The 22350-nt window shown below is 29.2% G+C and carries 18 protein-coding genes; 10 read left to right on the forward strand and 8 right to left on the reverse strand.

Going from position 1 to position 22350, the window contains the following annotated elements; genetic code table 4:
• Positions 1–22: 22 nt before the first annotated feature.
• The 3 genes from hisS (at position 23) to H9M94_RS02715 (ending at position 4972) form a co-directional block, all read left to right on the forward strand.
• On the forward strand, positions 23–1375 hold the full coding sequence (gene hisS, locus H9M94_RS02705) for a histidine--tRNA ligase (RefSeq protein WP_187469417.1): 1353 nt from the start codon (positions 23–25) through the stop codon (positions 1373–1375).
• Entirely contained in the window at positions 1368–3080 is a 1713-nt protein-coding gene (gene aspS, locus H9M94_RS02710) for an aspartate--tRNA ligase (RefSeq protein ID WP_187469418.1), read from the forward strand. The genes hisS and aspS overlap by 8 nt, the downstream gene beginning before the upstream one ends.
• A gap of 176 nt (positions 3081–3256) precedes the next feature.
• The gene (locus H9M94_RS02715) at positions 3257–4972 is read left to right on the forward strand and encodes a hypothetical protein (protein WP_187469419.1); all 1716 of its coding nucleotides are present in this window, start codon (positions 3257–3259) and stop codon (positions 4970–4972) included.
• A 66-nt stretch (positions 4973–5038) separates the two neighbouring features.
• Here H9M94_RS02715 and H9M94_RS02720 read toward each other — a convergent pair whose 3' ends face one another.
• Positions 5039–6193 (reverse strand): YitT family protein, encoded by a 1155-nt coding sequence (locus tag H9M94_RS02720; protein WP_187469420.1) that lies wholly within the window; start codon positions 6191–6193, stop codon positions 5039–5041.
• Between the two features lie 275 nt (positions 6194–6468).
• Here H9M94_RS02720 and H9M94_RS02725 point away from each other — a divergent pair, with 275 nt between their 5' ends.
• Positions 6469–9870: a hypothetical protein gene (locus H9M94_RS02725; RefSeq protein WP_187469421.1), complete on the forward strand. Its 3402-nt coding sequence runs from the start codon at positions 6469–6471 to the stop codon at positions 9868–9870.
• A 43-nt stretch (positions 9871–9913) separates the two neighbouring features.
• On the opposite strand, the gene H9M94_RS02730 is transcribed toward H9M94_RS02725, so the two are convergent.
• From H9M94_RS02730 to H9M94_RS02755, 6 genes are all read right to left on the reverse strand, one after another.
• Positions 9914–10423, reverse strand: a complete 510-nt coding sequence (locus tag H9M94_RS02730) for an adenine phosphoribosyltransferase (protein WP_187469422.1) — start codon at positions 10421–10423, stop codon at positions 9914–9916.
• A gap of 7 nt (positions 10424–10430) precedes the next feature.
• Positions 10431–12236 (reverse strand): translation initiation factor IF-2, encoded by a 1806-nt coding sequence (infB, locus tag H9M94_RS02735; protein WP_187469423.1) that lies wholly within the window; start codon positions 12234–12236, stop codon positions 10431–10433.
• Positions 12217–12492, reverse strand: a complete 276-nt coding sequence (locus H9M94_RS02740) for a YlxR family protein (protein ID WP_187469424.1) — start codon at positions 12490–12492, stop codon at positions 12217–12219. Before H9M94_RS02740 ends, infB begins: the two co-directional genes overlap by 20 nt.
• 4 nt (positions 12493–12496) lie before the next feature.
• Positions 12497–14164: a NusA N-terminal domain-containing protein gene (locus H9M94_RS02745; RefSeq protein ID WP_187469425.1), complete on the reverse strand. Its 1668-nt coding sequence runs from the start codon at positions 14162–14164 to the stop codon at positions 12497–12499.
• Between the two features lie 236 nt (positions 14165–14400).
• Positions 14401–14703, reverse strand: a complete 303-nt coding sequence (locus H9M94_RS02750) for a hypothetical protein (protein WP_187469426.1) — start codon at positions 14701–14703, stop codon at positions 14401–14403.
• A gap of 70 nt (positions 14704–14773) precedes the next feature.
• On the reverse strand, positions 14774–16798 hold the full coding sequence (locus H9M94_RS02755; protein ID WP_187469427.1) for an Mbov_0121 family peptidase domain-containing ABC transporter: 2025 nt from the start codon (positions 16796–16798) through the stop codon (positions 14774–14776).
• A gap of 164 nt (positions 16799–16962) precedes the next feature.
• Between H9M94_RS02755 and H9M94_RS02760 the strand changes: the two genes are divergently transcribed.
• The gene (locus tag H9M94_RS02760; RefSeq protein ID WP_187469428.1) at positions 16963–17259 is read left to right on the forward strand and encodes an HU family DNA-binding protein; all 297 of its coding nucleotides are present in this window, start codon (positions 16963–16965) and stop codon (positions 17257–17259) included.
• Here the strand turns inward: H9M94_RS02760 and recU are convergent.
• The gene (recU, locus tag H9M94_RS02765) at positions 17256–17753 is read right to left on the reverse strand and encodes a Holliday junction resolvase RecU (protein WP_187469429.1); all 498 of its coding nucleotides are present in this window, start codon (positions 17751–17753) and stop codon (positions 17256–17258) included. The two genes, H9M94_RS02760 and recU, sit on opposite strands and share 4 nt — an antisense overlap.
• 269 nt (positions 17754–18022) lie before the next feature.
• On the opposite strand from recU, the gene tpiA reads away from it, so the two are divergent.
• From tpiA to H9M94_RS02790, 5 genes are all read left to right on the forward strand, one after another.
• Positions 18023–18760: a triose-phosphate isomerase gene (gene tpiA, locus H9M94_RS02770; protein ID WP_187469430.1), complete on the forward strand. Its 738-nt coding sequence runs from the start codon at positions 18023–18025 to the stop codon at positions 18758–18760.
• Positions 18760–19758, forward strand: coding sequence for a hypothetical protein (locus tag H9M94_RS02775; protein ID WP_187469431.1), 999 nt, complete (start codon positions 18760–18762; stop codon positions 19756–19758). The genes tpiA and H9M94_RS02775 overlap by 1 nt, the downstream gene beginning before the upstream one ends.
• A 185-nt stretch (positions 19759–19943) precedes the next feature.
• Positions 19944–20537 carry a 50S ribosomal protein L11 gene (gene rplK, locus H9M94_RS02780; protein ID WP_187469432.1) on the forward strand — a complete coding sequence of 198 codons (594 nt, stop codon included), beginning with the start codon at positions 19944–19946 and terminating at the stop codon, positions 20535–20537.
• A 2-nt stretch (positions 20538–20539) separates the two neighbouring features.
• Entirely contained in the window at positions 20540–21235 is a 696-nt protein-coding gene (gene rplA / locus H9M94_RS02785) for a 50S ribosomal protein L1 (RefSeq protein WP_187469433.1), read from the forward strand.
• Between the two features lie 216 nt (positions 21236–21451).
• A complete protein-coding gene (locus H9M94_RS02790) occupies positions 21452–22345 on the forward strand; it encodes a hypothetical protein (protein WP_187469434.1) in 894 nt (297 codons plus the stop codon).
• The last annotated feature ends 5 nt before the right edge of the window (positions 22346–22350 follow it).

Genomic DNA, 22350 nt, shown 5'->3' on the forward strand with positions numbered 1-22350 from the left:
AACTACACAAAAGAAGGTAAAAATGATTAATAAAATTAAAGGAACTAAAGACTTTTCAACTATTGAATATATGATTAAAGACTTTGTTACTAATGCATTTGAATCAGTTATTGCAAGACATGAATATAAAATGATTGAAACACCAATTTTAGAACAAAGTTCATTATTCAAACGTTCAGTTGGTGATTCTGAAATTGCTAAAAAAGAAATGTATGAATTTGTTGATAAAGGTGAACGTGAAATTGCACTTCGTCCAGAAGGAACTGCAAGCTTTGTACGTGCTTTAATTGAAAACAAATGATATACACAAGATAATCTTAGATTTGCTTATTGTGGTCCAATGTTTAGATATGAACAACCACAAAAGGGTCGTTATAGACAATTTTATCAAGCAGGTATTGAATTTGTTGGTGAAAAAAATTATTTACATGACGTTGATGTAATTTTAACTGCAGCAGATTTACTTGATGTATTTAACGTTGAATATGAGCTCCAAATTAATTCAATTGGTGATGAAACATCAAGAAAGAACTATGAGCATGCGTTAAAAGAATATTTATTACCATTTAAAGATCAATTATCATCAATTTCACAAGAAAGATTAGAAAGCGGTAGAGTGCTTAGAATTCTTGATGATAAAGTTGATTCAAAACATGACTTTATTAAAAATGCTCCAAAAATTCATGATTATTTATCAGATTCATCTAGAGAATATTTTGAATCAATTTTAAAAATGCTTGATAAATTTGAAGTATCATACAAAGTTTCTGATGAACTTGTACGTGGTTTAGACTATTATGATGAAGTTGTATTTGAATTTGTTTCAACTGATAAAAATGTTGGTTCTCAATCAACATTAATCGGTGGGGGAAGATACTCAAACTTAATCTCTGAATTAGATGGTCCAAAAATTTCAAGTGTTGGATTTGGATTTGGTGTTGATCGTTTCATTGATTTAATTAGAGAAAACTTCGTGGAACAAACAAATGTTGAAGAAGAATTACGTCAAGTTGATGTGTATATTGCGATGAGCAATGATCAAGAAAATGTTGATTATGCATTTTATTTAACAAATCAACACTTAAGAACATTTTTCTCAGCAGATTGCGAATTTGACTTAATCAAAAGTAAAAAAGTATTTGACAAAGCTCAAAAACGTGGTGCAAAAGTTTTAATTTATGATGATAAATTCCTTGACAAAAACCTTCTTTGTGCAAAATCATTAAAAACAAAAGATAAAATTATCTTTTCTAAAAATACACAAGGTATTGCAGATTTATTTGAATTCATTTTAGATAATTGTGCAGATGACTTAGATGTTGAAATTGAAGAAATCGAAGAATATATTGATGAATTGGCAGGTGCAAATGAATAAAACAATTAACAATAATCAACTTAGATTAAGTGACGAAGGTAGAACTGTTACTTTATATGGTTGAGTAGCTAATAAACGTCGTTTTGGTGAATTGAACTTTGTTGATTTACGTGACAAATACGGAATTACACAATTAGTTTTCAATACACCAATTCACTTTACAAAGGAATCGGTATTAGAAGTAGTTGGTAAAGTTGTAAAACGTAAAGACATCAACCCTGATTTACCTACTGGAGAAATTGAAATTGCTGTTGATGAATACAAAGTTTTATCAACTTCAAAAGATCAATTACCATTCCAAATTAGAGATGATATTGAAGTTAAAGAAGAATTACGTTTAGATTATAAATTCCTTGATTTACGTAGACCAATAATGCAAAAAACACTTAAATTAAGAAATGATATTTTATTTGCAATTAGAGAATACTTACAATCAGAAGATTTCACAGAAATTGAAACACCTATTTTATCAAAAGCAACACCAGAAGGAGCTAGAGACTTTTTAGTACCTACTCGTAATGGTAAAGATATGTTCTTTGCACTTCCACAAAGCCCACAACTATTCAAACAATTATTAATGATTTCAGGATTTGAAAGATATTATCAAATTGCTAGATGTTTTAGAGATGAAGATTCAAGAAAAGATCGTCAACCTGAATTTACTCAATTAGATATTGAAGTAAGTTTTATGGAAGTTGAACAATTCCAAAGTTATATTGAAGGTTTATTCAAACACTTTATGAAAAAAGTTATGAATGTAGATCTTCAAGTTCCATTTGAAAGAGTAAAATACGATGACTGTATTCGTGATTATGGAACAGATAAACCTGACTTTAGATATGAAAATAAAATTACTACAATTGAAGACTTTTTAAACAATAGTGACTTTAACATAATTAAAAACGCTCCATCAAAACGTTTATTAAAAATTGATGAAACAATTACTAAAAAAGAATTTAAAAAACTTGAAGAGATTGCTAAGAAAAATAAAGTTAAAGCATTATTCTACTTTGTAGTATCTGATAACGAAATTACAGAAAGCAATTTTGCTTCAAAAGTTCCTGCTGAAGAACTTCAAAAATTAATTAACGCACAAAATAATGCAAATGGTACATATTTAATTTGTGCAGATAAATATAACAATGATTCACAAGCACTTGGAGCCTTACGTGTTGAATTAAATTCATGATACCAATGAGCAAGAGATGAATACAACTTCAAATGAATCGTTGATTGACCAATGTTTGAGTATGATGATGAAAATGATACATGAGCAGCAGCTCATCACCCATTCACCCAATTTGATAATTCACTTGAAGAATTAGATAATTTATCAAAAGATCAAGTTCGTGCTCGTAGCTATGACCTAGTCTTAAACGGATATGAATTAGGTTCTGGATCAGCTCGTATTTACGATGAAGCAACCCAACAAAAGATGTTTGATATGATTGGTTTATCTAAAGAACAACAAGAATCAAAATTTGGTTTCTTCTTAAAAGCATTCGAATACGGAGTACCGCCTCACTTAGGAATTGGATTAGGAATCGACCGTTTAGTTATGGTATTATCTAACCAAAATACAATCCGTGATTGTATCGCTTTCCCTAAAAACTCTAAGAGTGAGGATGTATTTACAAAAGCTCCTTCATCTGTTGATGCATCACAATTAAATGATTTATTTATTCAAACAGTTGATAAAAAATAATGATATTTTAAAACAATGGACATAAAAATCCGTTGTTTTTTCAATCACAAAATTTATGCTAATTGATTAAAAAATGGTCTATATTCTTTTAAAACTCCTTAAATATAGTATTTTTTATAATTTGTTATAATTTATTGGAAAGAATAAAATATAAAAGAAAGGAAGTGAATTAATAAATGAGATTTAAAAAATTATCATTATTAATCCCACTTGGATTAACAAGTTCATTATTGCCACTTGCAGCAATTTCTTGTGGTACACAAGAAAGCACTACAAATAACAACGACAATACTGACAAAACAACAACAACAAATCCTACTGATGGTGGAAACACTAACACAACAACACCAACAGATGGAAATACACCTACTACGCCAGTAGGTGGGGGCACAACATCTACAACAGATGAAAAAGAAACCGGTAACACAACAATCAGCCCAGAAGCTAAAAAAATGGCCGATGCCTATTTAGAAGCAATCACAGTAAACACAAGAATGTTAGATCAATTCTACGCATTCAATACTAGAGTTCAAGAAAAACTTCAAAAACCTAATGCAGCAATGAAAAATGGTTTAAATGCACAAATTTATGTTGATAAAAGAGGCGAAGAAACTACAACATTCATCGGATTCTCTGGATTAGGAAACACAATCTACAACCAAATTTTCTTAATCGATACAACTAAATTAGAATTAAGTAATTTATTAGCTTATGGAACTAAAAAAGAAAATCCAAAACCACAAAGCAAATCAAATAAATACTTAGAAGCAACATATGATTCTGAAGCAAGAAAATTCATAGTTACATTACACTTCAATATTGAAGGTGCTAGCGAAACACCATTTACAAAAGAAATTGTATTCAACGCAGCAGCAGACAATGCTCAAGAAGTTTATGAAGCATTTATAGCAACGGTTGAAGCAGAAAAAGTAAAATTAGAAGTTTTAGGTAAAGACGCAAGTAGAGAACTTAAAAAAGAATTAGATCAAGCTTTATCTGACGCAGAATTAAACACTATTAAAGAAAAAATCATAACAGCAGTTGAAGAAGCTAAAAAACAAATTGAATCATTACGTGCTGAAATTGCAACTGAATTAGAAAAAATTACTTCAGCAGACGAAAAAGACAAATTCAGCAAATTCTTAGAAAGTGCTAAAGGAGTTGATTCATTTGAAAGAACTCTTGAAGAAATTAAAAAATACATAGCAACACAGCCAGCAACTGAAGAAATGGTGCCTAGCTCAGGATCAGAAGATACAATGGTTCCGGGTAGTGATGATTCATCATCAACATCAGATACAGGAACAATGCAACCAGAAGCACCAGCTGAAGGTGGGGACGATTCATCATCAACTTCTCAACCAGCAATGCCAGGAACTGAAAAAGGTGATTCAACAGTTCCAGTAGAATCTAATCCATCATCAGATGCAAATGGTTCAGAAAAACCAGAAACTTCACCAGAAGGCGATGCATCTACATCATCAGAAGCGGCAACTCCTGCAGCTGGTAATGAAAATGAATCATCAGTGGAAACAACTACAGAAGGTAACGAAGAATCAATATCTGAAAGTGCATCAGAAGAAGAAAATAATCAAGCAGATGCACCTGCTGCCGAAGGAGCTTCTACAACTCCAACAACATCAGGTGAAGAAACTTCAACAGTAAGCGATTCTGAAACTTCAGATGAAGGGATACCTGATCCAGCTGCAGAAAAAAATGATATGGAATCAGAACCAGCTAAACCAGAAGCAGCAGCTGAGCCAATGGCTGAAGACACAAGTATGTCAACACAACCTTCAAGTGAAGAAACAACAGAAACACAACCAGAACCTGCTGCAAGTGTTGAAGAATCACACTCAGAAGAAGCACCAGTAGCTGAACCAGCAGAATAATTCTAGAGACTTGTACATTTAATGTGCAAGTTTTTCTAATACAAAAAATGCCCTAGATGGGCATTCTTATTGTTCGATAAACATATATCCATCACCTTTTTTAAGGTCAAGAATCGATATAAATAAGTCTTTATTAATTGATTTGGTAACTAAGAATAAATCGGCAGCATCTAAGTATTGTGTATTAGTAGTGATCATATATTTCTTGGTTCTTGAATATGCACCAATAACAGGTGTGATTGAGAATGTATAAGTTCTATGTGATATCTTATTAATTTGTGAAATTAATTCAAATGGACGATCACAATAAATTTGTGTTTGCACCAATTTGTTCTTTGGGTATGTAAAGTTAACAATAAAAGCATTAATTAGTAACATAAAGAAACTTGAAACATAGTTAGGGTTAAAGAAAATATCTAATGCTCATGGTCTATTAGTGCTAACCAATTGTGTATTAGATGAATCTTGTGCAAGTGACAATGAAGCAGGTATATATGAACCAATAATGTTTGCTATTGTTAGTGCAATAAAGTTTAAGAATAAGAAAATTGTTCCAATTTCTTTAAGTTTCTTTTTAGAAATATACATTCCAACAATATCAAAACCACCTGTTGATGAACCGATGATAATACATGATACTGCAGCTAATCCTTGTAGCATACCTCAACATAATGAGTAAAGGAATATTGCCATGTGTTTCAATGAATCTTTATCATAGTTTCATAAAACAACTTGCACTTCATTTTGGGTAAAAATAGATGGTGAATTTGCGGTTAAATTAGTAAATAAATATACATTACTAATTCCAGGAACAAAACCGAATGAAACCCCAGAGATCGTAAAGACAGCTAAGTAATACATTGTGTATAAAGTAAAACTACGTGAAATTCGTTTTCATGACAAGATTAATAATGGAATATTCAGAATAAAGTAAATTAATCAGAAACATAAGTTATATATAACGTATCCTAGGTATTTATTATTACTTGTTGTGCTAATTAAAAATAGAAAGTAACTACCAATTCCTTGACCAAATGATTCTAAACCTAGAGCATATAAACCAGTGTTTTGTAATAATAAAACTCCAAGTAGTCCCATAATCAATCCGATTATGGTCATTGTTAGTAGTTTTTGTCACGTTTTTTTGATTCTATATAAGAAACCAAAAACTAGTAAAGTACCCTTAATTTTTTGTCTTGTATATTCTTTTCTTGTTTCCATTTGATCCTCATTTACTTAAAACTTAATTTTTATTTAAGTTTATCAAAAATTTATATCTAAAATAAATGTTTTCATCAAATTTCATTAAAAAAACATCAAAAATAAGGTTTTTTAACTAAATGAAATAATTTCCATTTTGTAAAAAAACAGGCAAAAATGTGAAAAATATATGAAAACAGTATAATTTTTTCTTAAAAGTAGTATTTTATAATTGACATATAATGCTAGTAATATTATATGTTTAACTAGTTTAACAAACTATTGGATGAGGTTATATGAAACTTAAAAAAATTTTAATATTATCCGCAGTAGCATCATCAACTACATTAGTGCCGACTTTATTGGTAGCATGTGGTAATACAGATGATTCTAAAGGAGAAAAACCATCACCAGATCCTGGAAATCCAGGCGATGGTGATAAGCCTGGTACAGGTGGAAAAGATGGCGAAACACCTGAACCTATTAAACCCACAACTCCAGAAACAGGTACAGAAAATCCTAAGCCTGATGACGGCGATAAGGATCCAAATACAGAACCAGAAAAGCCAACAACACCAGAGGTTTCTGATGATGAAAAAATAATTGCGTCTCTTAATGAATATGCAGATGAAATTAGTAAGGATGGGAACTTCCTTACAGTTCAAAGTGATTTAACACCAGAACAAATTAAGATAATTTATTCATCATTTGAAGGTGGTAAAAATTACAATCCAAAATATGGCGAGCAAGTATTTATTACTTCAAAAAATGGATCATTAGAAATTCAAAACTCAGCAAAAGATCCATCTGAACGTGGAATTGTAATTGCTAAATTAACAAACCCAGAAGCATTTGTAGCAAAAGGATACGAAGCTGTCGGATTTAAAAAATCAAAAGTATTAGCTAACAAAGTTGAAGGAAAATTCAAATTCTTCCCATTTGCTCCAGCATCATTTGATAAAACAACAAGAGTATTAACAGTTGAATATCAACTTGTTTACAAACAATCTGAAGATGTAACATTCTATTCAAAAGTTATATCATCACAAATCACGCTTCCTGAATTACCAACAGAATCTGGTACAGATGGCGAAAAACCAGGAACAACTAATCCAGACCCTGCAACACCGACAGTAAGTGAAGATGATAAAGTTCTTAGTGCACTTAATGAATATGCAGATCAAATTCAAGGTGATTCAACATTCTTTAATGTAAGAACTGACTTAACACAAGATCAAATTAGAAATATCTATGCATCATTCCAAGGTGGATCAGAATTCAATTCTAGATTTGGTGAACAAGTTATGATTAGTCAAAACTCAACAAGCGTTGAACTTAAATCAAATAACACAAGAAGAGAACACAGTGTTGAATTCGCTTCAGTACGTGACTTAGCAACATTCCTTGAAAAAGGTTACCAAATTAATGGTATTAAAAATGGTGCAACAGTTACAACGGGAAAAATGGAAGGTAGATACAAGAGAAATAGTTATGCAGGTGCAACATTTGATAAAGCATCAAGATTATTAACATTTAAATTCCAACTTGTAAAAATCTTTAATGGTGCAGCATTCTATTCAAAAGAAATTACATTCAGTTTAACATTACCTGAATTTGTAGTTCCAACTCTTACACCTGAACAAGAAGCAAAACTTGCTGAATTAAAAGCACAAGCAACTAAATTATTAGAAGGTATTACAGATCAAACTGTAAAAACAGAATTCCAAACTAAAATTACAGCAGCAGTTGATCCAACTGCGGCACAAGATATTATTGTTTCAATTAACAGAGCAATTAAGAAACAAGAACTTAATGCCAAAATAGCTGAAGCTAAAACAGAAATTGCTAATTTAACACTTCCTGATGGAATCAAAGCTAAATTTGACGCATCAATCGAAAAACAAACAAGCGCTACTACAATTGCCCCAATTATTGCAGATGCAAAACAATACGAAGTTCAAAATAAACTTTACTTATCAAAATTAGAAGAAGTTCAACCAGAAATTTCTGCATCAGTAGTTGGTAAATTCTTCAATGACGTAAATGAGAAATTTACTAAGATTAAAGAAAGTTATGCAAAATTAGTTGACTTCAAAAAACCTAAATCAACTCAATTTGATGCCATTTTTGGTCAATTTACAAGATTAAACGAAGAAATTGCAGTTGGTAAAGAAAGTTTAAAACTTCAAAATAAATTATTTGAACTTAACTTACCAAATGTAGTACTTAACAAACTTTACCAAGATAAATTCTTACCAGCAGTTAATACTCAAGAAGAAGAAAAAGTGTTAGCTAATGCTCAAACATATGTTGATGCATATCAAGGACTTAATGATGCATATGCAAAATCTTTAGAATTATTAAAGAACCCATTATTAAATGAAGCATTAGGTTTAACAGCAAACCAAGAATCATTCAAAATTAGAAATAGCATTTATGATAACCCTGAAAAGGCATTCAATTTAGAAGATGTTAAAGATGCTGGAGTTAGATTAGGACAATTAAATGCTACATTAGAAGCAAACATTAAAGAAAATGAACCAAAAGCAGGACAATCAACACCAGATGCCGAAGGAAACATTACATTTGATGGTAAAAAATACTTAAATATTGACAATATACTTGGTACAGGTTACTCAATGTTAGGTCAACAAATTGGATTTAAAGATGATTTAGCACAACCTGTAAACGTATATATTCCACCTAAATACAACTCATTAACTGTATACTTCCCAATAAACGTTGAAATGAATGTTTATGCACCTGATGTTACAAATATTGGTGATTATGTATTTAGCTATACAAGATTAATGAATATTTACGCTCCTAAATTACAAATAATAGGAACAGACGCATTTAAGAACACTCCATATGATGGAAAAACTGCTCAAGAAATAGCAAATTCTAGTGCTAATACTGGAAACAGTGAAGAAGTTGTAGTTCCACAACCAGAAGTTGGAAGTTCAGATAGTTCAACATCATCAGGATCTTCAACTGATGCAACTACAACTCCTGCTCAACCAGAATCAGGAACAGATGAAAACACATCTACAACTCCAGAAACTACACAACCATCAGAAGGATCAGATTCTACAACATCTACACCAGGTGACACAAATGCTAATAATCCATCACAGCCTGAATCAGGAACTGAAGGAACAACATCGGGATCAGGTGAAACTGACACTACTCCAGTTCAACCACAACCCGGAACAGAAGAAAATACATCTGTAGCCCCAGAAACTACACAACCAGAAACTGCAAATTCAGATGAACCAACACCACCACAACCAGCTGGCCCATCTATAACTCCAGAGGAAACAAACTCAACTGAAGAAGCATCTAAATTTGCAAACGCATTTGTTTTAGGCGATAATAATGGTGAAAAGCCAGTGTTTGAAGATGTTAAAAAACATTTTTTAAGTAAAAGTGGTAAAAAAACTGAAAAAGAAAATTTCTTACAATTTTACAAAAGAAGTCAAACATTCGCTGTTTTCGGATCAGGCGGTAAAGATGGTAATATTGAATACTTATTTAAATTGAAAGATGGAATTGAAATAAGCGAAATCAAATTATACAAAAACAAATTTATTGAAGGTAATGTGATAATGAATGTTGAAAACAAATCATTCACAATTACATATATAATCGTTTCTGAAGGAAAAAAATACACACAAACAATTACATTAGAAAACTAATGCATACAAAAAAACAAGAGTCTATAGCTCTTGTTTTTTTGTATTATTCAGAAATTAATGAAATAATTTCAATATCTTTTGGAAGTTTTTCTCTACCATTAAGTGCTTTTAATTCATATAAAACAATTAATTTAGTTACTTTAATACCTTGAGAGTTGAGTAAATCAATAATTGCTTTTACTGTCCCTCCAGTTGCTAAAACATCATCAACAATAACAGCATTTGTTCCTGGCTTTAATACATTAACTTGAATTTCTAATGAATTAGTACCATATTCTAAATCGTAGTTTTGTTTTACTGTTTGACCAGGTAATTTACCTGGTTTTCTTACCATTATAAATGGTTTGTGTGTAGCATAAGCAACTGGTGTTCCAAAGATAAATCCACGTGCATCTGGCGCAACAACCATATTTGCGTCTTTTGCATGTTCACTCATTAAATCTATAACATGTTTAAATGCTTCCGGTTGATTTAATAATGGTGAAATATCTTTGAAAGTAATTCCTGGTTTTGGGAAATTAGGAACATCAATAATATAGTCTTTTAAATTCATAATTTAATTAGTTAACACGAACATCTTGGTAGAACTCAAGAACATCATCTTCTTTAATATCATTGAAATTTTTGATGTGTGTTCCAAAATCTTTTCCTGTTTGAACTTCTTTAGCATCATTTTGATCACGTTTAAGTGAGTCAATTACACCTTCATGGATTAATTTTCCAGCACGGTAAACTTTAACTTTAGCATTTGTTCTAACAACACCTGAGTCAAGCATACATCCTGCGATATTTCCAACTTTTGAGTAGAAGAATACTTTAATAATGTGTGCTTGTCCAATTTTTTGTTCTTCATAAACTGGTGCTTTTTCACCATCAAGCATTGTTTGACAATCTTCAATAATTTTATAAATAACATTATGTGCAATAACATCTACATTAGCTGTTTTTGCATTTTGTCTAATGTTTGATGAAACTTTTAAGTTAAATACAAAGATTGTTGCATTTGAAGCTTGTGCAAGAAGTAAATCATTACCATTTACATCTCCTGCTCCAGCAGCAATAACTTTAATAACTGCTTCATCATTTCCTAAGTGATTTAATTGATCTTTAATTGCTTGTGATGTACCGTAAACGTCAGATTTAATAATAACATTGATAATTTTCTTACCTTCAGCATCTGATTCGATACCTGTTTTACCAAATAACATTTCTTTTTTGTCAGCATTTTCTTTTTCTTGCGCTAATTTTTTAGCGAATTTTTCATCGCTGAATCCGATAAATCTGTCACCAGCATCAGGTGCATAGTTAAGACCTGAAATTGTAGCAGGTGCACCTGGCACAACTTTGTCGATTTGATTGTTATTTGAATCAAAGATCATTCTTACACGACCGTATTTTGAACCAGCAACTAAGAAATCACCTTTGTAAAGTGTTCCATTTTCAACGATAATTGTTGAAACAGCACCAATTCCTTTATCGATACGTGATTCAATAATTGTACCGATTGGGTAACGGTTTGGGTTTGCTTTTAAATCTAAAATTTCACTTAAAAGCATAATTGAATCAAATAAATCTGATAATCCTTCACCTTTTAAGGCTGAACCATAGACGATTTGTGTATCCCCACCGTATTCTTCAATTAATACATCATTTTCAGCTAATTCACCTTTAAGACGATCTAAGTCTTTATTTGACCTATCCATTTTATTAACAAAAACAATAAGTGGAACACCAGCTGCTTTAGCATGTTCGATTGCTTCTTTGGTTTGTGGCATAACACCATCATCAGCTGCAACTACTAAAATAACGATATCAGTTACTTTAGCACCTCTAGCACGCATTTGTGTAAAGGCTTCATGACCTGGTGTATCTAAGAACGTAATTTTGTGACCTTTGTGAGTGATTTGGTATGCTCCAGTATGTTGAGTAATACCACTGCTTTCAGTTGAAACAATATCAGAGTGACGGATTTTGTCAATTAATGTTGTTTTACCGTGGTCAACGTGTCCCATAACTGTAATAATTGGGCTACGTCTAATTAAATCTTTTTCGTTATCTGTAAAGTTTACTTCATCAAGGAAGTTAGAACCATCGATGTTTGTTTCTTTCTTAAAGTCGTGACCGTAATCTAAACAAATTTCTGCAATTTGTTCTTCATCAAGGATTGTGTTTAAGTTACACATTTTACCTTGAAGGAATAATTTTTTAATAATTTCTGTTGCTGGTACTTTAATTTTTGCAGCAAAGTCTGATATAGACATTTTTTCTGTGAAGATAAAAACACCATCTTTTAATTCTGTTTTTGTATTTGATAATTGTTCTTTAATTTCTTCAACGTTTGAAATTCTATTTGTTTTCTTGCTCATAAAGAACCTCCTTCAGTTGTAAAGCTAAATTTTGGTATGTTTCAGCAGGAACATTTGTTCTAAATGCTCTATTTAAGCATCTAGTTTTAACTAATTTTTCTCAATTTTGGATAGATGGAGCAAAGTAAGCACCACGTCCTTTGAGATTTTTATTTAAATCAAGACTAACTGTGTTTGTCTTTTTGTTGTAATCAAATCGTATTAGTTCGTCAACAGGAAGAATTTGTTGTGTAACAATACATTTTCTAGTGTGCATTTAATTATTCTCATCCATCTTCAAAATCGCTTACGTCGATGTCTGAATCACCTAAACCATAGTGTGCTAAGTCATCATCAACTTTAAAGTCTTTAAGTTGCTCTTTAGAATTAATGAATTCTTTAATAACTTTTTTGGTTTTAGCTTTTTGTTTAGTTACAACATCTTCTTCTGATGTTTGAGAGTCTAAATCATTGTCATTTTCATCTTCATATTTATCAATTTCATCAATAAAGTCGTATTCATTGATTGATTCAATAAAGTTATTTGCTTCATTGATTTCTTGTTCGAATAATGAATCAACTTCTGACATATTAACTGTTTTAGCTTTTGCAGCTGTTGATTTCGTTGATTTAGTTTTTGGTTTATCTGCATTTGATTCTTCTTGAATATCTGCAGCAATTTCTGAAAAGTCAATTGAAGCAAATAATTCATCGTTATCAAAGTATAAGTCAAGATCTTTTAATGCAGCACTTGATTTAGATGATTTGTGTTTTGAAGACTTGCTTGTAGATCTAAAGTAATGTCTATCATCGAATTCAACTTCATTTTTAAATGTAATATTTTTATCAAGCGCTTCATTAGCAGACATAACTTGAATTTTTGTACCTGTTAATTTTGCTGCAAGTTCAATGTTAATTCCTTTTTTACCAATAGCAACCATTAATTCTCTATCTGTAACAATTGCATTGTATCTTCTATTTTCAGGATCATTGCTATCTGCAACTACATCAATAACTCTAGCAGGAGCTAATGCGTTTTTAATGTATTCTGTAATATCATCTGAATATCTGATGATGTCTAATTTTTCACCACCAAGCATTGCAGAAACCGCAGAAATACGTGAACCACTTTCTCCTAAGATTGAACCGATTAAATCAATATCAAAGTTAGAAACTTGTTTAATAGCAATTTTACTTCTGATACCAGCTGAACGTTGAATGGCAACGATTTCAATATCGCCATTTGCGATTTCTGGAATTTCTTTTGTAAGTAAATCTGCAATTTCAGTTGGTGAGTTAGTAGCAACTTGAAGAATGCTTAATTTGCTTTCTAAATCAATGTTATCTAAGTAAACTGTAAGGAATTTACCAGGTTGTAATTCGATATTTGCATTAATTTTATTAACTGGTAAATATGCAGTAACTTGATCTTCTAATGCAACGTTGTATGAACCGTTTTTGTTACGTGTTAAAATTTTTGCATTTAATTTTGATCCGATTAAGTTTGTATATTTATCAATTATTTTTTGTTTTTCTAATGCTTTGATTGCTTGTTTATAACCATTGAAAATAGCAGTTTTAATTTTCTTAGGTAATAATTCAAGACTAAATTCAATAACAGTTTGATCGCCTTCTTCGACTTGATCATTTAAGATTTTTGCATCACTCATTGTGATGAAAATTAATTTTTCTGAATCATCTGTGAACTCGAAATCATCAGCAACTACTTCACCATTAAGATTGAACATTCTGATGATGTGATTATCGTGATCAGCTTTTAATTCAATTAAAGCATCTTTATCGATGTCTCTTGTGATTGCACGTTCGATTTCTTCTTTAAAGATGTTTAAAATTGCATCGAAATCTGTTTTTTCATTAACTGCAACATTTTCGATTAATGTATATCACTGTTGTTCTAATGTGATAACTTGTGCTTGTTTTTTAGCCATAATACCTCTGTATTTTTTGAATAATTTTTAACAAATTTAAGTGATTTAGATTAATAAGAAAGAGTTGCGGGAGCAACTCTTTTGAAATCACTATGATAAATTGTTAAACTGATTCCTCAGCTCTCAGATTAACATTCATATTATAAAACATTTTGCTCTAAATGGGAATTTATTTTACAGCAATATATGGAAAATGTGAAAAGTTTTGTTTTTAGATGTTTGAATGCTAAAATGAGTTATTTTGAGTTAAAAATGAAGTTTAAAATATTTGACATTTTTGTATTTATTGTGATTGGTAAATAAAAAATGTTCTGTTTTTCCATAAAAATCTTAAGTTGATTATTGACAAGAATAACCTTATTTGTTTCAATATTTTGATCAATTTGACAATCAAAAGAATAGTATTTATCTAAAAATTCAAAATTGATTTTAATCTGTTTTACAGATTTATCAGGTATGTAATTTTTTAACTCAATTTCATCATCATAAAAGGTAATAATGCCTTTTTCATAGTTATTAATTTGTATGTTTAATATCATTCAAATCAAAATACATAATAATGTAAATAACAAGACAACAATTCCTATCTCAAATTTATATTGGTAAATCTTATTTTTCAATGTTTATGACCTTTGAGTCTTGGAAGATATATTTTTGATTATGTGAGATTTCAATTGTTAAATTGTTTGAAAGATTTTCTTGTATAAAGGGTTTGATTTTACTAAAGATGTTAGGATCGATATTTTCAAATGCTTCATCAAAAATCACTGCATCATAGTCTTTTATGAAAATATTGAGTATATTAATTAATTGATATTGACCATTAGATAATTCATTTATATTGGTGAATTCAGTTATATTTAGATTGATTGCGTTTAAATGGTCTAAGAGATCTAATTTCTCAACAATTTTCATTAACTCATCTATATTATTCAAGTTTAAGAAATCAATAATTCTGATATTTGTTAAAACATTTTTATTACCTAAATACAAAACTCTTTCTTTAAACTTTGGATTTATAAAAGGATTTATCTTGATTTTATTGATCAATATTTCTCCTTCATCGATTTGCTTATTGCCGCTAATTATTGCAGAAATAGTGGTTTTACCACATCCATTACTACCATTTAGTCTTGAATGTTTTTCAAATTTAATATTAGGTAAATTGATTACAAAATTTTTTGCATTTGATGCATATGAATATCTACAATTTTTGAATTCAATTGTTTTGACTTTTTCAAAGAAATTATTGTTAGATAAGACTAGCTGTTCAAGATTAAAAATAGTAAGAAGTTTTGAGTATTTTGAAAACTCATAGTAATTTTCATAAATACCTATCATACTTTTAATTGGCTTGGTAAATAATGAGGCACCAGTTAAAAAGAATATCAAATTCACTATTGTTAATTGATTTTGTCAAATTTGATAAGCACCGATAAACAATATTAATAATGGTGCTATTAAATCTAAAGTAGCTAAAACACTATGAAGTGCAATGTTTTTCATTTTAAACTGCATCATTTCATTGTTTAGTTCTAAATATTTATTAATAGTGTTTTGTTGGATTTTGCATTCTAGATCATAATTACCTGACAATTTACTATATTCAAAGAAATTACTAAATGATTCTTCAAACGACAAGTTTGCTTCAATAATCCTACTGAAATGTTTAGTGTAATTATTCTTAACAAGCAATGTGATTATGAAATTCAAAATCGAATAAATTAATATAGCTAATAACAAAATTGTGTTTATGTGTCACAAAAGATATATTGCTAAACCAAAAGTTAATATTGAAGAGATGATATCTGGTAAAAATGTCACTTGCAAATTACAAATCATATTTATTGCTGAAATTCTATTTTTTGCTTCTCCTACCGTTAAGTTATTTATTAATTTGTGGTTGTTTATTTTCATTATGGAAATGAAATGATTAATAAAATTTTGCTGTTTTAAGATTAAAATTTTCTCTAAAAGTTTTGATGAAATAACTTTAATTAAGAAAGAAATACAAATAATTATTCCCACAATCACTGCAAGATACATTAAATGATATGAAAGTTTATTAGGTACAATTGAGTTCAAAACAAGCTTATTGAAATAAGGAAAAATAAACATTATTGTAGTTTCAATTAATAATGAAATTAAGTATAAAGCAGAAAATTTATCAAACTGATAAATGCTAAAGTTTATTGATTTTTTATCGTTTATTTTGGTATTTTCTAAACTTTTTGTCTTAGTAAATGAAACTAAAATATTAGCATATATTTTTGTTAACTCATCGTTGCTTAATGTGATATTACCTTTTGCAGGATCATATAAATAAAAAATATTATTCTTAACTTTTTCAACTATGACAATGTGCTGTAAGTTATTTTGATTCACTATAATTGCGATAGGAAAAATACTATTATCTAGATTTTTAAGTTGATCAAAACTACAACTATAAGTATCTAGTTTAATATTGAAATTTAATGCAATTTTAGATAACTCGCTTAATTTAATTCCTGATTTTGTATATACTGCTGATTGCTTTAATTCGTTTATTCCGATCTTTTTTGAATGCAAAAAATTAATGAAATATCTAAGAACATAAAGTGAGCAGTCTCGTTGATCATATTGTATTTCTTTCATATTTAGTAAATAACTTTTTTAAATAATGAACTAAAAAATTACTTTATTATGGAAATATTTTTTTATTTTTTCATAATTTTTTAAATTTTTATTTTCATTATGTCTATTGTGTACTTTTTATACTATAATTTAGGTACAAAAATAAAAATTCACTAGGAGATATAATGACAAAAAAAGAATATATCAGTGAAGTTGCTGAAAGAGCAGAAATTTCACCTAAAGATGTAGAAAAAGTATTTGATGCAATGGTATTCGTTCTTAAAGAACAATTAATTATGGAAGAAAAAGTTAGATTATCACACTTAGGAATCTTTTCAACAACAATTAAACCAGCACGTACAATGACAAACAAATTCAGAAAATCTGACGATGAACCACAATTCATCGAAGTTCCACAAAGACGTGTTGTTAAATATACACCATCAAAATACTTACGTGAACTTATCGATTTTAAAGCTTAATTTAAATCGAATATTAAAATATTTAAATATCCCGGAAACTCAAGAGTTAATAATCTTGAGTTTTCTTTTATTTCTTTATACTTAATGCTTTTGACCTGCTTATATTTCTCTATTATGTAATTTGTATTAACAAGATAAAACTCGTTATATAAACTGAAATAAATTATCACAAAGGAAATACCATTATTGCTTTCTATAAGTTCCAAATATCTAAGTTGATGTTTTGCAAAGTTCTTAATTGATAAATATTTTTCATTAGTGGTTTTTGCTTCAAAAGCGATAAATTTACCATTAAAACAACCTATATAATCAACTGTTGATTTATAGATTTTAACCTTTGAAGATATTATTTGTCCATCATCGTTTTTTGTGATCTTTTTTACCTTAATAGGAGTTGTTTTCTTCTCAATGTAAGCAATTTTGTTACTTCATAAATAAGTTATTGTTTTGTTTAAAACTTCTTCTAAAAACATACCTTTATTTTTGTTATTCATATTTATTAAATAAAAAATCTGTTCAGTGAACAAAATATGTACAAACAAAACTAAAGATCTCATTTTGTTTTAGATGTCTTTCTTTTATTTCGTTTATGCCTACTACATTGTTGTAAAAGTATTAGTTAAGTGCAAAAAATTAGCATTAAAAAAGTTATTGATCATATTTGTGCTGCGCAATAACACTCAAATGAGTAATATTTCAAAAATGACTGTTTTAACTTTGTTATAATTACATTAGTAATTATTAGGTGTAAAAAGGAGAGAAAATGCAAAACAGAAAATTAGTAATTGGTAATTGAAAAATGAATAAAAATCTTTCTGAAACAGTAGCGTTTCTTGAAGAATTTAAAACAAAATTAGAATCTAAAAAAACTAACATTGCATCAAATGTTGATTTTGGTATTGCAGCACCATTTATTAGTCTTGCAGCATTTAAAGATTTAATTGATATTCCAAACTTTTATTTATGTGCACAAAATGTTTCTTTCTATGAGAAAGGTGCATTCACCGGAGAAGTATCTGCTGATATGCTTAAAGATTTAGATGTTAAGTATGTTATTGTTGGACACAACGAACGTCGTAGATACTATGGAGAAAACTGCAAAATCATTAACACAAAGGCTAAATTAGCTATCGAAGCTGGTTTAACACCGATTATTTGTGTTGGAGAAACATATGAAGCATATGAAAGCGGTCAATCTAAAAATGTTATTTATAACCAAGTTATGGATTCAACACAAGGAATTGATTTAAACAAAGTTATTATTGCATATGAACCAATTTGAGCAACTGGAACCGGATATTGTTCATCTGCTGAATGAGCTCAAGACATTTGTAAATACATTCATGAACTTGTGGGAAAAGATGTTTTAATTCAATACGGTGGATCTGTAACATCATCAAATGTTAAGAAACTTGCTGCACAACCTGATATTGATGGTTTCTTAATTGGTAAGGCATCATTAAAGGTTGAAGACTTTATTAAAATAATCGAGGAATTTTAATGAAAGAAAAATTAAAGGTCTATATTGATTTCGAATCAATTACTCATAACTTTTTACGTAGATGTTACTTAAATAGTAAAATCGGATTTTTACCTTATTTATACACCGTTGGTTTACACAGAAATAATGATTTAAGTCAAAAATTTGTGCACAAAAGTTCATTAATGACATTTAAGAACTTTAACTTTAAAAATTATTATGAAAAATTAGCAGAAAATTTATTGAACGACATTTCAATAATTTCTGGTGAAGATATTAATCGTGAAAATTATTTAGACAAAATTGAATTTTATGGATGAAATCCGGGTATGGAAAACACTGTTTTAAATCGTATTTTAAATGTTGGATGTAAAAATATTATTCATGATCACGAATTTAAAACATCAATTTCACTTAAGTTAGTAATTCCTAATGATGAATCAGTATATTTTGAAGAAACTGCAAAAATTGATGCATTAAACAAACCAGATTCACCTTTTATGAAACATGATGATCCAGGTTTTAGATCTTCCTTCCTTGGATATCAAAGATTTATAAACTTTAATAATATTAATACTTATGACAGAATTATTCTTTCAAATGAAGATTTAATAATTATTGATAAAGAATTAATTAATTACAACAAAGATGATGTTCTTAAACTTGATTTTTGTGTTCGTAATAAACAATTAATCAAACAAAGAGCTAGAAAACTTGCTAAATATAATGAAGAAATTGCGAAAAAATCTAAAAAATTATATCTTGCAGAAACAAATTTAAGCAATCTTGAATACATCATTGGTCTTGAACGTAATGAACACAAAAGAGTTAATGATTTAGTGAGTCTCGAAGAATATATTGCTGAAAAACATTCATTATATAACCGTGCATTAAAATATGTTAGAGCAGCTGAAAACAATTTAATGACTGTTGATGAATTTTTACATAGTGAAAAAGAATTAATTAAAGAATTAGAGAAACAAATTCAGCAAATTCGAGAAAATAAAAATCAAATTTAATATGAGTTAACAAGTGTTAACTTTTATTTTTTACCTTTTTTACCTTAATTTAAGATGCGAAAAAAATTAAATATATTTATATATTTATAACGCCATGCTTTATAATATATAAGCAATATAAATATTGCCGAAGTGGGAGATGAAAAATCATCGTTGGACCACAATATCGAAAGGATACATTTACAATGGCAAAAAAAGAAATTCAACGTATAGCTAAGTTGCAATTCCCTGCTGGTAAAGCTAAACCAGGTCCATCACTTGCTGGTGTTGGGGTAAACATGCCTGAATTCACAAAGGCATTCAACGACGCTACAAGAGATAGAGGGGACGAACCAGTTCCTGTATTAATTACAGTTTACAAAGACAAATCATTCGAATTCAAATTATTCACAGCACCAGCTTCATACAAAATTAAGCAAGCTGCAAAAATTCAATCAGGTGCTGCTAACGCTAAAACAACAATCGTTGCAACAATTACAAAAGAACAATTAAGAGAAATTGCTGAATACAAAATGCCTGACTTAAACACAGATGACGTTTTCGCTGCTATGGCTACAGTTGCTGGAACAGCAAAACAAATGGGTGTTTTAATCGAAGGATACGACGACATCTTCAAAGCTAAAGCAGAAGCTAAAGCTGCTGCTAAAGCTGCTAAAGAAGCTGCTGCTAAAGAAGCTGCCCTTGAAAGCGACTTAGAAAACTTAGTTGCTACAAAAGGACAAGCAATTGAAGTTAACGTAATCTCAGACGAAGAAAAAGAAGAGGGAGATGCTGAATAATTATGGCAAAAAGAGTATCAAAAAACTTAAAAGCAGCTCGTGCATCATTTGATAGAACAGTTGCTTACGATTTAAAAGAAGCTATTGAATTAGCTAAGAAAACTTCATACGCAAAATTCGATGCTTCAATCGATTTAGCATTCAACTTAAACTTAGACGTTCGTAAAGCAGATCAACAACTTCGTGGTGCAGTATTACTTCCAAACGGAACAGGTAAATCAGTAAGAGTATTAGTTGCTACAAACAATGTTGAAAAACAAAAATTAGCTACAGAAGCTGGAGCAGATATCGTTGTTGACGGTGCTGCTTTAGAACAAAGAATTAAAGAAGATAACTTTGACTTTGACGTAATGGTTGCTGACCCAGCTATGATGCCTTTATTAGGTAAATATGGTAAAAAACTTGGGCCTAAAGGTCTTATGCCAAACCCTAAAACAGGTACAGTTACACCAACTCCAGAAAAAGCAGTAGAAGAACTTAAAAAAGGTAAAGCAAACTACCGTACAGATAAAGCAGGTATTGTTCACTCGTTAATCGGTAAAGCATCTATGTCAACAGACGCTTTAGCTGAAAATGCTCAAACATTAATTCAATTAATTAAAAAATTAAAACCAGCTGCTGTTAAAGGTACATACATGTTAAACTTAACAGTTTCTGCTTCAATGGGACCAAGTGTTAAAATTAAAATTGAAAAATAATTCAATTTAAATTTAATTAATATAAGCATTCACATTTTGTGAATGTTTTTATTTTGTTTTTATAACCTTTTAAAACTTACTCCAAGTGATAAAAGGAATGCTATTAAATAATATTGGGGGATAGAAAATTAAATAGGTTGATACCTATTTTTTATTTTTAGCACTTTTGCTTTTTTGGAAAAATAACAAAACAAAATGAATTAAAGGTGGTTAGTTATGCTTTACAGAATGTGAGATCAAGATAAATATTGTTCTAATTTCTTTATCTTCTACAAAAGACATAATTCAAAACCATCAGCTTATCATGCTTCAAAAATGAATGGTTTATTTCATAAAACCGTTATAGAGCAAGATAAGAAACTGCAAACAATGAAAATTTCATCATTGATAGATGCAATTTCTCAAAATAAAAGTTATATTTGCTCTACTGGTACAACAACAAGATTTATCAATATTGATATTGATGAAAAAGCAAATAGAATTTTTTCAACTCTTTTGAAGTACAACAATAAATTTTTCACAAAAAGTGATTTAAACAACAAAAATGATAAAGAAATGTTGTTTTTAAAGTATTTTTTACCTACTTTTTACTATGAAACTAATTCATCAACTGATACAAAAGCAAGAATTAGATTAGTTTATGCATTAGACCAAAATGTAAGTAAAGAATTAGCAACAAAAATTGTTGAAAAATTAATAATTGTTATTGAAAGCATTTTTAATTCAAAAATTGATACAGCATCTAAAAACATTAAACAAATATTCTATGGTACATTGAAAAATGTCTTTTCAAACAAGAATATTAGAGTGTATAGTGCAGAAAAGTTATTAGAAATTTTGAATTATGTATTCAAACTTTTAAATTTAAGTGAAAAACACAGAAATTCTAGTTTTGGAATTACATATGATTTCAATAATTCTTTTGTATCTAACAACTATGATGAAGCATTATGAATTTATGTTGCATTATCAAAGCACAATAAAGAACATTTATTGATAACAAAGAAAAAATGAATAAAGAAATTTGAAGATACAATGAATCGCAGACCATACTTTAAAGTAAAACATAATACAAAAGGTTATGAATTATTAAATACTTACAAGAAATAAATTAA

This window comes from Mycoplasma sp. Pen4 (assembly GCF_014352955.1).
Lineage (GTDB): Bacteria > Bacillota_I > Bacilli_A > Mycoplasmatales > Metamycoplasmataceae > Mycoplasmopsis.